The 15,235-nt window shown below is 69.5% G+C and carries 9 protein-coding genes and 1 CRISPR repeat array; of the genes, 3 read left to right on the top strand and 6 right to left on the bottom strand.

The genetic code is table 11. From position 1 onward, the window contains the following. Positions 1–509: 509 nt before the first annotated feature. Both cas3 and Q2K16_RS21935 read right to left on the bottom strand, forming a co-directional pair. On the bottom strand, positions 510–3,326 hold the full coding sequence (gene cas3, locus Q2K16_RS21940) for a CRISPR-associated helicase Cas3' (RefSeq protein ID WP_489671801.1): 2,817 nt from the start codon (positions 3,324–3,326) through the stop codon (positions 510–512). Positions 3,327–3,391: 65 nt separating this feature from the next. Beyond that, positions 3,392–5,187: a CRISPR direct-repeat array (repeat unit 29 nt; unit sequence GTCCTCCCCACGCACGTGGGGGTGTTCCG). 161 nt (positions 5,188–5,348) lie between these two features. After that, positions 5,349–5,786 carry a hypothetical protein gene (locus tag Q2K16_RS21935; protein WP_302739779.1) on the bottom strand — a complete coding sequence of 146 codons (438 nt, stop codon included), beginning with the start codon at positions 5,784–5,786 and terminating at the stop codon, positions 5,349–5,351. 793 nt (positions 5,787–6,579) lie between these two features. On the opposite strand from Q2K16_RS21935, the gene Q2K16_RS21930 reads away from it, so the two are divergent. Genes Q2K16_RS21930 through Q2K16_RS21920 form a run of 3 tightly spaced genes read left to right on the top strand, consistent with a single transcriptional unit; the run spans position 6,580 to position 9,763 of the window. Next, on the top strand, positions 6,580–7,101 hold the full coding sequence (locus Q2K16_RS21930; protein ID WP_302739777.1) for a MarR family winged helix-turn-helix transcriptional regulator: 522 nt from the start codon (positions 6,580–6,582) through the stop codon (positions 7,099–7,101). Then, positions 7,098–8,426 carry an APC family permease gene (locus tag Q2K16_RS21925; RefSeq protein WP_302739775.1) on the top strand — a complete coding sequence of 443 codons (1,329 nt, stop codon included), beginning with the start codon at positions 7,098–7,100 and terminating at the stop codon, positions 8,424–8,426. The genes Q2K16_RS21930 and Q2K16_RS21925 overlap by 4 nt, the downstream gene beginning before the upstream one ends. Before the next feature lie 17 nt (positions 8,427–8,443). Next, the gene (locus Q2K16_RS21920) at positions 8,444–9,763 is read left to right on the top strand and encodes an MFS transporter (protein WP_302739774.1); all 1,320 of its coding nucleotides are present in this window, start codon (positions 8,444–8,446) and stop codon (positions 9,761–9,763) included. Between the two features lie 209 nt (positions 9,764–9,972). Here the strand turns inward: Q2K16_RS21920 and Q2K16_RS21915 are convergent, their stop codons facing one another. The 4 genes from Q2K16_RS21915 to Q2K16_RS21900 are packed head-to-tail and all read right to left on the bottom strand — an operon-like array spanning position 9,973 to position 14,175. Continuing rightward, complete coding sequence (locus Q2K16_RS21915; protein ID WP_302739773.1) at positions 9,973–11,061, bottom strand: nitric oxide synthase oxygenase; 1,089 nt, start codon at positions 11,059–11,061, stop codon at positions 9,973–9,975. Beyond that, a complete protein-coding gene (locus tag Q2K16_RS21910) occupies positions 11,058–12,293 on the bottom strand; it encodes a tryptophan 2,3-dioxygenase family protein (RefSeq protein ID WP_302739771.1) in 1,236 nt (411 codons plus the stop codon). The genes Q2K16_RS21915 and Q2K16_RS21910 overlap by 4 nt, the downstream gene beginning before the upstream one ends. Then, a complete protein-coding gene (locus Q2K16_RS21905) occupies positions 12,293–13,456 on the bottom strand; it encodes an aminotransferase class V-fold PLP-dependent enzyme (RefSeq protein WP_302739770.1) in 1,164 nt (387 codons plus the stop codon). Before Q2K16_RS21905 ends, Q2K16_RS21910 begins: the two co-directional genes overlap by 1 nt. Continuing rightward, positions 13,453–14,175, bottom strand: a complete 723-nt coding sequence (locus Q2K16_RS21900; protein ID WP_302739769.1) for a tryptophan 2,3-dioxygenase family protein — start codon at positions 14,173–14,175, stop codon at positions 13,453–13,455. The genes Q2K16_RS21905 and Q2K16_RS21900 overlap by 4 nt, the downstream gene beginning before the upstream one ends. Between the last annotated feature and the right edge of the window lie 1,060 nt (positions 14,176–15,235).

The raw sequence follows: 15,235 nt of genomic DNA, 5'->3' as shown, positions 1-15,235 counted from the left end.
TCGCAGGCCAACTGAGGTTGCCGAACTCACGTTCTGATGCGAAGCCCTCTGTCGGTTGCATGACATACAGTCGCTATGGGTCTCACCGTGGGGGTGCTCCCGTCGTCGGCCGAGCCTTGGTCTCATGACGATCAACCTCCTCACTCCTGTGAGGTGGGGTTGCTGGCGGCCGTGACCGCCAGCAACCCCGCTCGTCCATTACTGGACGCCGCCGAGCCAGGCCAGAACCACGTGGACCACGATCACCACGATCGCCAACACGGACGCCGCCGGTAGCCGCACAGAGATGTCGAGTCCTGCTCCACAGTCATTCATGAACTCTCCAAAGGTCGTAGGTCGAGCCTTCAAGCTTGCAGGGGAGCGTACATGTGGATTCCGGAGCACAATGGAGGCAGCAGCAGCGGCGCTTCCTAGGCGGCGTAGCTGAGGTGCCGAAACACCGATGATCTGTGATGCACTCCATAGGCGATCTGATCCAGGCGGGAGACAGATCCACTAACCAGCGCCAGTCATGTTCCAGTTGAGACGATCAGGCCGACCTCGCGGTCGAGACGGGCCGTCTTACGGCCCCAGGCCGCAGATCCTGGGCCGGTCGCCTCTATCGGCAGGCACAGCAGCCTTAGTTCCTTGAGCCAACTATTGTCGCCCCAGCTCACCGGCAAGGGCCTTGGCGGGTGGTATCCCGCCAACAGATCCGCGCGTACCGGAATCGTCTCTTGCAGGATCGCCCGCACCTCGCTCTGCCGGAACCGGCCGCCGGGCCCAGAGCCATGCTGCGGCAGCGGCGTGATCTGGTGCGGGTCCAACCACTGCTGGCCGTCGGCGTCGAGGTAACAGCACAGGACACGGTCGGAGTCCGCTCCTAAGCGCGTGGTCGCCTGCCACTCCGGGGTGTCGTTGTGGCTCAACACCGCCAGGTCGGCAACCTCCGCCGGGTCAGGGATGACGCCAAGCTCGGCCGCTCCCCGCACCGCCATCCCTTCAGCGCGATACTCGTCGTATTCCGCACTCAGGACCGGGTCGTCACTGATCAAACCCGGCACGTACACCGCCTCCACGTGCTCCTGCACAGACTCCGGCACGGCGATGCTGTCGATACCCGCCAAGCGAAGGTGCGTTGCCCGCAGCAGATAGCGGGCGTACACGTCCCCCCACGTTGACGGGCGCACGTGCTCGTCTCCGGATGGGCCGCCTCTCGGGTCGAGGACCACCACCCGCGGCCGCTCAGCCCACGACGGCCTCGTCCGGCGGTGCCGCTGGCACCGGCCCGCGCGCTGCAACAGCTGCGCCATCGGCGCAAGGTCCGTCACCAGCAGGTCCACATCAAGATCCAGTGACTGCTCGATGACTTGGGTTGCGACCACGATCAGCGGAACCGACCGGTCACCGTCCCTGCCCAGCCGGTCAGTGATCGCGGCGGTGATCTCCTCCCGTCGACGCGCCGGGAACCGGGAATGCAGTAACAGCACGTCCACCCCGGCCGGCGCCCAACCACGCACGAGGCGATAGGTCTGTTGGGCGTCCTTGACCGTATTGCACACCACCGCGGCGCAGCCACCACCGCGCACCAGCGGCACCAACACCTGCCGCACAACGGCCCGACGATCGATCGGGTCGACTTCCGGTCCCGACAGGTGACGGACCGGACGCACGTCGAGCTGAAACCGCATCCTCCTGCCCGCCACGACCCGCTCGCGCGCCGCCGGTGAGATCGTGACCGCACCCATGTCCGTGGCCGGCACGAACATCCAGCCCGGATACGGCACCGACACCCGGGTCGGCTCCGTCCCAGCACCCTCCTGATAGGCCCGCACGAGAGCCGACGCCTGCGACGACGGCAGCGTCGCCGACAGCAGCACCACCGGACATCCGTACCGGCCCAGCCAGCTCATCAGCCGGCTCAACAGAGCGGTCATGTACTCGTCGTAGGCGTGTGCCTCATCGACGATGAACACCTTCCCGGACAGGCCGAGCAACCGCAACGCGTTGTGCCTCGTGGTCAAGGCCGCCAGCAGCGCCTGGTCGACCGTGCCCACCGCCATCGGCGCCAACAGCCCGCGCTTTCGGCCCCGCAACCAATCCGGCGCCACCACATCCCGGGCATGGGTATCCGACAACACGCCGATCTGCTCACTGACCCCGGCCACCGCCCGCGCTTCATACTCGGCGTTCAGCCACGACATGCTGTGCAACAACGTCACCGGAGCCGGCCCGTCGGCGAGCTTGACAGCGAATTTCCGGACCCGGCGATACATCTCGTCGGAAGTCGCCATCGTCGGCAAAGCGAAGAAAAACCCACTCGCCCCACACACCTCGGCCAACCTTCGAGCCGTCACCAGCCCCGCTTCGGTCTTCCCATCCCCCGTCGCCGCCGTCACCACCAACAACCCCGGACCATCCATCACCGGCAACAATTCGTCGATAAGCGACCGTTGCAGTGCGTTCGGAGAATGCGGAAACAGATCCTCGAAACCCGCCGCCCGGTATGACGGCGCCACCAACCCCGCCTCGTCGACCAGAGCCGTAGCCGGTTCCGCCAAAGCCGACAGGTGCACCGCGGCAGACTCCACCGTCATCGACCGCGGCACACGCCCCACCCGTCCACGCAGGAAGTGCTCCTGGCTGGCCAACCAGTCCGCCAAGATCACCAACCCCGTGATCAGGACACACGCCGCAGCATCCACCACCGCAGGTGGCCGTGGTGAGCCCACCGCGCCATAGACCACCCTCACCAGGGCTTCGCGCTGCCTGGCCCATGCTTCCCCGCCCAATTGCAGACGACCGCCGTGAGTGCCGCTGCTCTGCTGGAACCGTCCATGGTGGCCACCGGCGACCTGCGCCACCCGATACGCCACACGGCTACTGGCCCGCCGACCCAACTGCGGGTACCCGAGAGCGCCGAGAAGCTCCGGCAGTGCCAACTGGCCAGCGATGTCATGCCTCAACGAGCAGTCGTCAGACACATCCTCATACCAGCCATCACCGCGAAGCGCGGCGAACGCGCGGTCGTCCTGCTTCTGGAAACTGGGACTCGCCTTACCGACGTCATGCAAACCGGCCCAGAACATGATCAACGACCGGGCATTCCCCTCATCGACGGCCAGCCCCTCCGTGATGATCCTGCGCTGGTTCGGAGCCAGGTACCGACTCCACAACACACCAGCAACCGCAGCCGCATCAACCAAGTGCCACAACAGCGGATACGGCACCGGAAGACCCCTAGACTTCCCCCAAAGCCGCGCATCGACCCGCACCCGATCGACACTCACCTCGATGCCCCCAACCCACCCACGATCACAACGGCAACCGCATGCAACCACAGCCATACGACACAACCCGCCAACCCACCAAAAACTGCAACCGGTCTCCATAAACCCGCAGGTCGCGAAGGGTCCTCCCCACGCACGTGGGGGTGTTCCGTCCTGTGGGGCAACAACACCGCCGGCTCCGCCGTCCTCCCCACGCACGTGGGGGTGTTCCGCTGAACGAGGCGCTGGACAAGCTGTCGCCGTCGTCCTCCCCACGCACGTGGGGGTGTTCCGACTGAGGCGGAGCTGGACAAGCAGCGGGATCTGTCCTCCCCACGCACGTGGGGGTGTTCCGGGCACGCCGACCGCTCCCGACCTGGGCACGCCGTCCTCCCCACGCACGTGGGGGTGTTCCGCCGGCCGGCCGGTGCTGGTTGTACGACTGGCGGTCCTCCCCACGCACGTGGGGGTGTTCCGTCGACGACGGGCCAGGTGCGGCCGGCGAACTGGTCCTCCCCACGCACGTGGGGGTGTTCCGCTCCAGCGGCGTGCGCCGGTGCGGCCGACGAGGTCCTCCCCACGCACGTGGGGGTGTTCCGGTGTCCCTCCGCCGGCTCGCCGCCCTCCACCCGTCCTCCCCACGCACGTGGGGGTGTTCCGCCGATACCGACACGCGACGAGAAGATGATCGAGTCCTCCCTACGCACGTGGGGGTGTTCCGGACAAGGACGGCAACGTCCTGACCGCGTGGGAGTCCTCCCCACGCACGTGGGGGTGTTCCGCAGGTGGTGGCCGCGCGGAAGGCCGCCGAGGCGTCCTCCCCACGCACGTGGGGGTGTTCCGCTGGTCAACGCCATCGAGGCCAGCCCCGACCTGTCCTCCCCACGCACGTGGGGGTGTTCCGTGCTCGGCGGGGGTCACTGGCCCTCACCAGCCGTCCTCCCCACGCACGTGGGGGTGTTCCCCGGTGCAGCTGTCGCGCTTGCGGCAGGTGGCCGTCCTCCCCACGCACGTGGGGGTGTTCCGCGGGAGCGGTGCCGGGGCTGCGACTCGGCGGAGTCCTCCCCACGCACGTGGGGGTGTTCCGCCGGCCCTCATCAACTGGGCCGCCGAGGCCACGTCCTCCCCACGCACGTGGGGGTGTTCCGTACGCCCAGGACCCGGCCGCCGAGCAGGCGGAGTCCTCCCCACGCACGTGGGGGTGTTCCGCCGCAGCCGAAGCTGCGTGACGTGCGGCGGCCGTCCTCCCCACGCACGTGGGGGTGTTCCGCGTCGCCAGATGTCGGGGCCGGTGGTGATGGGGTCCTCCCCACGCACGTGGGGGTGTTCGGCGAAGGGCCTCAACGCCCGGCAGGGCCTGATGTCCTCCCCACGCACGTGGGGGTGTTCCGGGCGACGACTCGGTGGGCTCGACCCCGGCGAAGTCCTCCCCACGCACGTGGGGGTGTTCCGCTGATCGAGAACCGCGCCTCCGGAACTACCTAGTCCTCCCCACGCACGTGGGGGTGTTCCGCAGCCAATGATCAGTGTCGGCCACCGGGACCGGTCCTCCCCACGCACGTGGGGGTGTTCCGGCCGCTGTCGATGTGTACGAGCGTCGCAGGGGGTCCTCCCCACGCACGTGGGGGTGTTCCGATCAGGGTGATCCCGTTCGGCGCGAAGACCGGGTCCTCCCCACGCACGTGGGGGTGTTCCGTCGATGTAGTGGAGAACCGTGTCGGAGGTGCCGTCCTCCCCACGCACGTGGGGGTGTTCCGGTATGCGTTCAGGGCCGCCACGACCACCTCGGGTCCTCCCCACGCACGTGGGGGTGTTCCCCGTATTCGGCCACGCGGGGACTCTCGTACCGCGTCCTCCCCACGCACGTGGGGGTGTTCCGTTGTACGACGACGGCGGGTGGCTGCTCGTGGGTCCTCCCCACGCACGTGGGAGTGTCCCGGCCTACCGCTGGCCTGAATGGTGACTGTCGGACAGCGCGCCGACAGCCCATTGTTCATCCCGGTGCAAGCCAAGATTCGCCTCACCCAAACTGCTGGCTGGTCGATCACGGACTTGCTCGGACACGGTGCTGTTATCGGCCACCTCGGCAGAGGCGGCTCGTTAGTTCTGCAGGTCTGGCGGCGCGGGGTCGCTTGTGCTATCCCGGGCGGCCTTCTCGACTTGTAGGAACTCGTGGATGACTCGTGCGAGGCTTTTCCTCGTCCTAGGGGTGAGTTCGTCGAAGGATCTGGCCATGACTCGCGCCTGCCGGCTGGTCGTTTCGTGTTCGTCGTCGCCGAGGAGGTAGCCGGCGGGCACGTTGAAGAACTCGGCGAGGGCGCGCAGGGTCGTGGCTTTGGGGTTGATGCGGGCGGATCGCAGGAGGTTACGAATGCCTTCTGTGGTGATCTTGTGCCCTCGGGCGGTCAGCGCGCGGGAGACTTCGGCTTCGGTGTAGGGCGGTCGGTCTTCGTCGCGGGCTTCGAACAGCTCGCGGAGACGCGTTTGGATCAGTCGTGAGGTGATCTCTTCTGACGTCTCAGCAGGCGTTTCACTCACCAGACCCCCCAACCATGCTTCACGCTTGACGAACTGTGGTTGACGATGGCGAAGGTCCGTGCTTAGCTCTCCACATCGCTTCATCAACTGCGGTTCGTCTTCATCGAACTTAAGTTGGAGGCAGCGTAGCGGATCGGGACGCCAGACGCGACAGACGCCCCGATGCGTGGGCGACGACTGTCAGAGGGGGACACGTCGTCGCCGTGGACGCCCCGTGTCCTCCACCCGCCAGGCTGGGCGGGAACCCCGTCTGAGCTGGCTGGTGTCACGAGACGCCGCCGCTGCTTCGCCTCCCACGAAGGAGGCGAAGGGTGGGGACCGGAGGGCCGGAGCGCCAGCTCGCCATGCCGTCCTTCCTCCCCGTGAGGGCGCGCTTGGTGGGCGCGACCCGGCAGGCGAGGTGGGGGCCTCCCTGCCGGGTCCCCTCTCGGGGAACACGTCGTGGCGTTCCGAGTTCGGTCGACGACGGCAGTGCCCTGTCTGGTCGAACGCCGCGTCCCGGCCGGCCAGAGGGCGTAGACGAGGAGCCGACACAGATGAAGCGACGTTGGGCGGACCGGATCGGCGATGGCCAGGGGGCGCTCGGTGTGTCAACGCCAGGCTCGCGTCCCGCCGGCAGCGGATGCGCCGCAACCCATCACTGCGAGGAGTGGGGTCACATGTATGCAGATCAGTCTCGTCGGGTCCGCGGGACGGCACCGGGACAGCCGATTCCCTCCGACCGGTGTGGTGAGCGTGGCCAGGATCGTGATCGGCAGACCGTGCGCCGCCCTCGTCGGGGCAGGTGGTCGCGGTGAGCGCGACGACACGCCGCAGAGCGAGGCAGGTGTACCGAGTGCCGGTGCGGGGCCGGGTCGCCCGGCCGGCGGGGCTCGATCCGGTAACGGAGCTGTGTCGTACCGCCGACGCCGTGCGCGCACACCTGGAGCGTGTGGTGCTGCGCCAGGCGGGGATGACCTGGACGACGTATGACGTGCTGCTGCTCGTGTGTGCCCGTCGTGTGATCGAGCCTCCGCACATCGCGTCGTTGGCGGGAGTCGCGCGGTCCACGTTGACCAGCGTTCTCGCCGCGTTGACCGATCAGGGTCTGGTGTTGCGGGAGTTGCACGAGCATGACCAGCGGCGGGTGGTGGTGCGCCCAACGGCGGCGGGGGCCGTGCTCGCGGACAGGATGCGGCGGCAGATCGAGGCTCGGCTGGCGCAGATGTTCACCGCCGCGGGGATGCCCCGGCACGACGACTTCGCCGCCGCCCTTGCCGCCCTGGCCAGCCTGGCTAACGCCAGAGACGGTGTGGGCGTGGAGGCGATGCGGTGAGCGGCGGGATCGGCACCGCGCGGGGCGTGGTCCTGAGCGTCGGCGCCGTCCTCGGCCCGGGGGTCCTGGTGTTGCCGGCGATCGCGGTGCGTGTCGCGGGGCCCGCGTCGTTGGTGGCGTGGGCGGCGCTGCTGTGCGTGTCCGCGCTGATCGCGACGTCCTTCGCGGCCCTCGGCGCCCGCTACCCCGACGCCGGTGGCGTGGCCGCGTTCACCCGGCGTGCTTTCGGTGCCCGGGCCGCCGCCGTGGTCGGTTGCTGGCTGTATACCGCGGTGCCGGCAGGGGTGGTCGCCGGCAGCATCGCGGGTGCCCGCTACACGACCGCCGCGCTCGGTGCGCCTTCGGCGGTGACGGGCGTGACTGCTGCGGTGCTGCTCGGTGTCGTGTACGCGGCGAACCTCGTGGGGCTGCGCCTGTCGGCGCGGCTGCAACTCGGGCTGACCGGTGTGCTGATCGCGATACTGGTCGCGGTGCTGACCGTGGCCGGCCCGCACGTGGACCCGCACCGGATCACCCCCTTCGCGCCGCACGGCGTCGCCGGCGTCGGCAGCGCCGTCGCGGTGCTGTTCGTGGCGATCTGCGGCTGGGAGGCCACCGCGAACCTGTCCGCCGAGTTCACCCACCCCACCCAGGTACGGCGGGCCGCGATCGCGAGCCTGACCATCGTCGCCGTGCTCTACACCGGGCTGGCCGTGTGCACGGTCGGGGTCCTGGGCGACGACGCGGGCGACACCACGGTGCCCCTGATGCGTCTGCTCGCCCCCGCCGACCACACGTGGGCGGCGACGATCATCGCCGCGGCGGCGGTGCTGTTCACCGTGGCGGCCAGCATCACCTTCGTCGCCGCCAGCGCCCGCGCCGGCATGTCACTGGCCCACCACCACATCCTCCCCACCATCCTCGCCGTGACCGGCCACGACGCAGAGCCCCGACGCCACGTCCTGGTCCAGGCCACCGCCGCCACGGCCATCGCCGGGGCCGCCGCTGCCGCGCCGCACACCATCACGGTCGAGACACTCATGCGGGTCTTCGCCGCGATGCTCGCCTGCGTCACCCTGGCCGGACTCGCCGCAGCGGCACGCCTTCTCCCCCGACCCCGTCAGCGCGCCGGCGCCGCGGTGGCAGCACTCGCCGTCACCGTCGTCGCCACCCTCAGCACAGCGTTTCTCCTAGCCCCCGCCGTGGTTGCCGTCGTTGTGCTCGCTCGACGCCGCCCTGCCCCGCCGACCACGGACCCACCTTCTTCGGCAGGGAACGGCGCACGGCCCGACATCCGCGACGGCACGCACGTCGACCCGGTGACAGCGCTAGGCGGGATCCGATGACCGGCCGTCCGCCAACCGTGACCACGACCCGCCCCGCCCCGGTGGCCGCCCCCGGCTGGCGGCTAGGTGCCCTGTACGGGCCGGCCGTCTACGGGATCAGCGCCGCCGCCGTGGCGCTGCCCGACGCCACCCGGCACCTACACGCCAGCACGGCAGCCCTGGCCTGGACCCTGACCGCCTACGCCACAGGTGTAGGCGTCGGCGCGGTCACCGCCGGCCGCCTCATCGACAGGACAGGCAGCCGCCCGGTCCTTGTCATCGCCGCGATCTTCCTGACCTGCGGCGCCGCTACGTGCGCCGCCGCCCCCACCCTCGCCACCATGGTAACCGGCCGCATCCTGCTGGCCGTCGGCTCGGGGGCAATCATCGCCACCGCCCTCACCCACACCACGCAACTACCCGCCACCAGCCGTCCCACCGCAATGGCAGCCTTCGGCGCCTGCCTCGCCGGTTTCTCCGCCACCGCCCCGCTCGCCGGCGCGGTGGCGGCACACTGGTCATGGCGCGCCCCACTGACCCTCCCCGCGCTGTCGCTGGCCGCGATCCCCCTCTGCTGGCCCCTCACCACCCACACGCCACGACGGGCACCGGTCGACTGGCCCACCACCGGCCTACTCGCCACCGCCGCCACAGGACTGCTCCTGACCATGCAGACCACCACCCGCCAGACAGACCCACGAACAATCATGATCACCGTGGGCGCGACGGGAGCCGCTATCGCGGTCCTGGCACTGCGCCAACGCACACACCCCGGCGCGCTGCTGCCCCGCACAATCCTGTCCGCGCGATGGTTCTGGCGTGCCGCGATCACCAGCGCCGGCATGTACGCGGGCCTGTTCGCCGCCGTCTACGCCGCACCCCACCTACTCAGCCGCCACGGCCACACCACCATGGACATCGGGCTGCTCCTCCTACCAGCCGCCGCCACCGGCGCCACCCTGGCCTGGACAGCCGCCCGCGCCACCCGACACCGACCGCCCAACGGTGTGCTGACAACGGCGGGCCTGCTCCTGGCCGCGGCGCTCTGCTACGCCGCATGGGACGCGGGGACCTGGCCGGTCATCGCCACCAGCACGATCGCCTTCACCGCAGCGGCCGTGACCCAGACCCTGCTCACCGCCCAGACAGCGGCGCACACCCCGGCCGAGAACCGCAGCGGCGCGATCGGCATGCTCACCCTGGCCATGTTCCTCGGCGGAGGTTGTGGCACTGCCCTGTGCGCCGCGCTGTGGCAGACCACCACACCGAGCACAGCCATGGCAGCTGTCGCCGCGTTCCCGATGGCCGGCGCCGCCGCGGCCTGGTCGCGCAGACGACACCACGGGCAGCTTCAATGATCACCTTCTCCGTGGCCGAGGTGAGCCACGTTCAGGATGATGGCACCCGCCTATAAGGGGAGATCGTTGGGGGCAAGGGGCGAGCCCCTCACGGATGGCAAGGACACCAGATGTCTGAGCGGCGGCCGGGCGCATAGGCATCCCCACCTGCGGTTGGGCTTCACGCAGCGCACGCCGCACCAGATCCACGCTCGTGTCGACTTCCGTGATCAGGCCCGCAGCCTGATCGAGGCTGTTAGACGGTGGCCCGCATCACTCACAACCTTCACGGGAGCCACGAAACGTGCGCTCGGCGCGTTACCCGCGACTGCGGTTGCCGGTCGGGCAGCCTGCTCACGCGCGGCGAAGCGTGCGAAGGCACAGCTTTCCCGGTGGTGGTCAGTGATGGACAGGCCGGCGGTGTTGAAGCTGTGCAGTACCGCCGCGTGCAGGGTGAGTAGGGCTCTGTCGGCGCGGAGCTGGTCGTGGTCGGGTAGACCGAGGCCGTCGATGACGGCCGGTAGTTGGTGGTAGCGGTCGTGGTCGGCGAGGTCGCGGGCGATCTCGCCGACCATCGAGGTGCCATTGAAGGGTGCGGGGAACCGTAGGCCGCCGAGGTGCAGGCTCATGTTGCTGATGGCCGGCACGGCGGGCCAGCGCAGTGCGAGGTCCGCCAGCCACGGGTGACGGGGATGGTGGATCGGCACCTGGCGGATGCGTCGGTGGTCGGGGTGCAGCAGGTGGAGTCGTCGGTCGGCGGTGGCGACGATCCAGGGCAGGAGGTCGAAGGCGCCGCGGTGCGGGGGACCGTCCCAGCCGAGGCGGCGGGCCAGCGCGGTCAGGGTCAGGTTCGCGGGGTCGCCGATGACGCCGCCGTCCGTGTGCCAGGCCGCGTAGCGGGCCAATTGCGGGCTGATGATGCGCAGCGGAGCCGCAGCGATGGCGGTGGCGGGAGCCAGGACGGTGAGCACCGATCGGACGCGTCCGTTGTTGGTGGCCTCGTCGAGGTGGGCCGTGAGTTCTTGTAGCAGTGTGGGCAGGGTGGTGGTGTGGCGGCGGTCGCGGACGATGAGGCTCGACCAGCGTGCCCGGCCGAGGCAGCGGCCGGCGTTGCGCCAGGCGACCCGCGCGCCGTAGGTCAGCTCGTCGGAGGTGGGTTGCCAGGTTCCGGTGGCGGCGATCTCGGCGCTGAGGTGTCGCCATCGTGCGGTAAACCCGGGTGTGCCTGACTCGTCGTGCCACTGGCGTAGAAACTGGCGCGCGTGTAGGTGCATCTCCTCACGGGCGTCGGTGTTGTGGGACGCGTGTGCTGTGGTCATCGGAGGTCGGCCGTGGCGTAGTGAGGGTCGTGGTCGCCGAAGATGGTGGTGTCGCGGCTGCGCAGCAGGTACGGGGTGCCGGGCGTGCCACCGGTTCCGGCGCGTTCGGTGCCGAGCATCCGTACCGCGAGGCGGTAGTGGGTGCGTCGCCACTGGAGCATCGCTGTGGTGAATGCGCGCATGCCGTCGCGCAGGGCGGGGTGCTCGGTGAGGGTGTTCCGGCCGGCGCGGATGGCGGTCAATGCGTCGTCGAGGCTGATCTGCCCGTCGCGGATGCGGGCTTGCACATCAGGCACGGACAGGTATGCCGCCGAGTGCAGGCGTGGTGGGTCGGGTGTGCGGCACAGCGACTCGACCAGTTTGAAGGCATGGGACTGGATGGCGCTGGCGCCGTCGGTGTAGACCCGGAAGCGGTGGAATGCCTGTGGCTGCATGGTGGCCAGCATCGACCACAGGGGCGTGGTCTCCTGCAGCAATGACGCGGCGGCGGTGAGCTGGAGGCCGGCCAGGGGTAGGCGGTTCTCGCCGACGGCGGTGACGGCGCGGGTGAGGTCGACGGCGAGTAGGCCGAGGGTCACCTCGAACGCTTGCAGGGTGCGCAGGAACAGCCATTCGTCGTGGATGGTCGACACCGGCAGCAGGGTGATGCGCAGCGTCAGCCGCTCTGCCGGGGTGCGGTCGATGCCGGTCATGGTGACCAGCCGGCGGGCCAGCGCCAGCGGGTCGTCGACGTCGCGCAGGGGGAAGCTGAGTCGGTGCAGGGCGGGACTCGCGGCGCGCATCGCGTGCCGCAGGCGTTTGCCCACCACCGGTGGGGTCGGGCGTAGGTGACTCATCGGTGTGCTGGCGCTGTCGAGGGCCCGTAGTTCGAAGGCCGCCAGATCGGCCAGCAGCAGCACGTGGAGGCGGTCACGGCGGGCCAGGAGCCGCTGTGCGGTGTCGGTGCCGGTGTCGGGGTCCGGGATCGGCAGTAGGCACAGGCCCAGATAGGTGCGGTAGTCGAAGCGGTGGTCGACCTTGTCGAGCGCAACGGTCAGGAAGTCGGTCAGCTGCTGCTGGGGACCGCGCACGTTCGGCAGCCGCTCCCGAGCGTGTTGCAGCAGCGTCATCCAGTCCCGCGGCAAGAGTTGCTTGCCGTACTGCTGGTAGGCGTCGACGACCCGGTCGTAGGGGAAGCGGCGAGCGGCGGGCGTGCGATGGCCCAACCAGTCCTGCAACGGCGCGGGGTTCATCAGATCCCTCCTGGGGTGGGTTGGTGGCGCCGATAGGCGGCGATGGCCTCGCACACGGCGTCGATGTCCTCGTCGGTGCTATAGACGTGCACGGCCAGGCGCAACACGCCGGCGCGGGGCGCGGTGATGACACCGCGGTCGCCAAGCCAGGACGCCAGTGCCTCGGCCTGGGGATCGACCAGCGCGAGGTGCGCGCCTTGCGCCTCGGGTGGGGTCGCGATCCGCACGACCTCACCGAGCTCGTTCAGGCGCCGGGCGGCGGTGGCGATCAGCCGCTGAGTGTGGCGGCGCACCTGTTCCAGGTCGAGGTCGCCGACCAGGGACAGTCCGGCGACTGCGGCGTACACGGCGGCGGCGCACGGGGTGCCTGTCTCGTAGCGGCGGGCGTGTGACGGCGAGTCCAGAACGGTGGCGTTCAGGGCGTGCGGGTTGGCGCGGCCGAGCCAGCCGGTGAGGGCCGGCATCGGCCCATCCGGGTGCCTGACGTAGAGGAACGCTAACCCCGGCAGCCCCAGCAGGTACTTGCCGGTACCGGCGACGAGGTAGTCGCAGCGCAGTGTGTCGACGTTCAGCGGCATCACGCCCGCAGCCTGATAGGCGTCGACGAACACCTGCGCGCCGACGTCGTGGGCGGCCCTGGCGATGCGCGGCACGTCGAGACAGATCGCGTCGCGGTAGGTCACGGCCGGCACCGACACCAGTCCCGTGCGTGCGGTGATGTGTGGCAGGTAGTCGCTGGTGCGGACAACGCCGCCCGGCGGGCTGGTCCACCGCATCCGCACCGCAGGCTGGTTCAACCAGGTGTGCGCGATGCCCGGGAACTCCGCGGGCGTGGCCACCACGTCTCGGCGTCGCCGCCATCGCCGCCTCGACACCGCCTGGTGTGCGGCGATGCTGGCGTTGGGCAGGACCGCGACCTGGTCGACGTGGGCGCCGATGAGCCGCGCGAACATCCCGCGGGCCCGCTGCACCTGCTGTTCGCACGCCTGCCAGAAGCCGGGCCGGGACAGGTCCTCCATCATCCAGGACAGTGCCTGCTCCACATCCGAGCTGCGGGGAGCGATGCTGCAGACCGCGAGGTGCGTCTGCGCCACCGACGTGACCAGTCGCTGCCGCACCGCAGGCAGGCACGGCACGGGATCGTGCAGGACCGACGCGCTCATCGCCGCCCCTCACTGGGGCATATACCGGAGGAGCCCGTCCGTGTCGCCGCCGTCCGCGCCTCCCACAGAGTCGGGAACCTGCGGTGGCTGATCAACGTCGGCAGGCTGTCGACCGGGGTGCCCCCCGTGCCCCGGACCCCGTGACCGATGACGCGGGTGGCGACGCTGTAGTGCTCGACGCGCCACAACGCGATCCGCTCGTCAAGCTCGATTAACGCCTCGGCGAGCCGGTACAGCGGATCCGACGGCTGACCACGGTAAACGTCGACGACTGTGATCCGGAGGGAGGACAGCAGCCGGCTGTAGGCGATATCCAACTCCGTGGTCGCCGCACGTAGTAGCCGCCAGCCAGGTGACTCGAATCCCGACCCGTTGCCCAACGTCCTGCGGATGACCGCGAAGTGCGCCGGTGGCAACGACCGCAGGATGCGTAGATGCTCGGTGATCAGCCGCAGCGCCTCCGCGGCTCGGTCGATCAGCAACTCTGCCTCTGCGGGCTGCCCCGCCTCCAGGTGCGCCAGCGCGCGGGACAGGTGTGAACGGGTCAGCTTCAGCCATAACTCCGTGCTCTGGTGTGCGATCTGGAAGAGCAACTCGTCTGGGTGGACCCACTGCGCCGGCTCCTTCTGCAGACGCAACAGTTCATCAGTGCGCATGTACCGGGCGTAGTCGGTGGCACCGGAGCCCGGTAGCACCGCGGGGAGTGCGGACGGGACCATGACGAACCTCCAGGCAGGGATAGATTCGGAAAAAGGGGGGCGCCAGGCGCGTGGGTAGGTCGGGTGCTCGGCCCGTTGGTCTGCTGCGGCTGGCGGTGCCTGTCGTACCTGACTCGGCCTGTCCCAGGACTCTCGCTGTCGGCAAGGATGGTCATCAGCGCCGCGTCGGTGCCTGCCGGCCGTTGCCACGGTGGCAGAGCAGCGGATGGGCCGTCCAGGGGCCCTGCGTGGGAGGGCTTGCCCGGCCGGCACGTGTCCTGACGCCGACAGGCCATCAAGCCCGGCAGCGGCAAGGGTGCCGGCGCTCGGACGCCACGAAAGGCCCACATCAATCATCGGACGCACCTACTTAGCCGCGGTCGTCAGCCCGCCAGCGGGATATGCGGCAGGCCTAGTTCGGTCGAGTCGACTCATGGCAACGTGGCCAGGTTCGACGTCCCAATTCAGCACGGCCGGGTCCCGCGTGTCGATGAATGTTGCCGGCGCCGGCAACATTCCCCCAGGTGGTTATCCCCGGCCAGGTGCCGCGACGTGCGCTCTGGGCAGGCACTATTCCTGTCAGCCGGACGGACTCGGCCGCTCATGGCCGCATGGACACGAACGTCGGCGCGCGATACCCCTTAGACAGGCTCGCCGGTCAATCAGCAGGGTCCAGTTGCTCGATGAACGGACGATGGCTATTGCCGTCAGTGGATGGGTGTGTCCGCCGGGTTGAAGTGACCCCTATTGGCCGGACACCTCGATGTGTGTCAGGGACTCTCGGTGGATCTTCTCGTAGGTGTCGGGGCTGACGTTACCCAGACGGCTGTGTCGGCGGCGAGGGTTGTAGAAGCCTTAATGGCAACCGAGGACGCCCGTACCAGCCGATGGCCGTCGAGTCGGGGAATCGAGAGCGGCGCCTCGTTGAGGATCGTGGCCGCTGCTGACGCCTGTAGAAGTGGCGGGGCGTTGACCCTGGGTATCGAGAGGGGCGCGTGGCGGTCACGGCGATCGACGGGGATGATCGTTTCGTGGTTCGCCGGCGGGCTGAGCCTTGGTCAGTCGCAGGCCTGGAGCCTTG

Origin of the sequence: Micromonospora cynarisoli (assembly GCF_030518815.1) — a bacterium.
Classification (GTDB): domain Bacteria; phylum Actinomycetota; class Actinomycetes; order Mycobacteriales; family Micromonosporaceae; genus Micromonospora; species Micromonospora wenchangensis.
The sequence above is the reverse complement of the archived record's forward strand: the minus strand, read 5'-3'. Positions and strand labels throughout refer to the sequence as shown.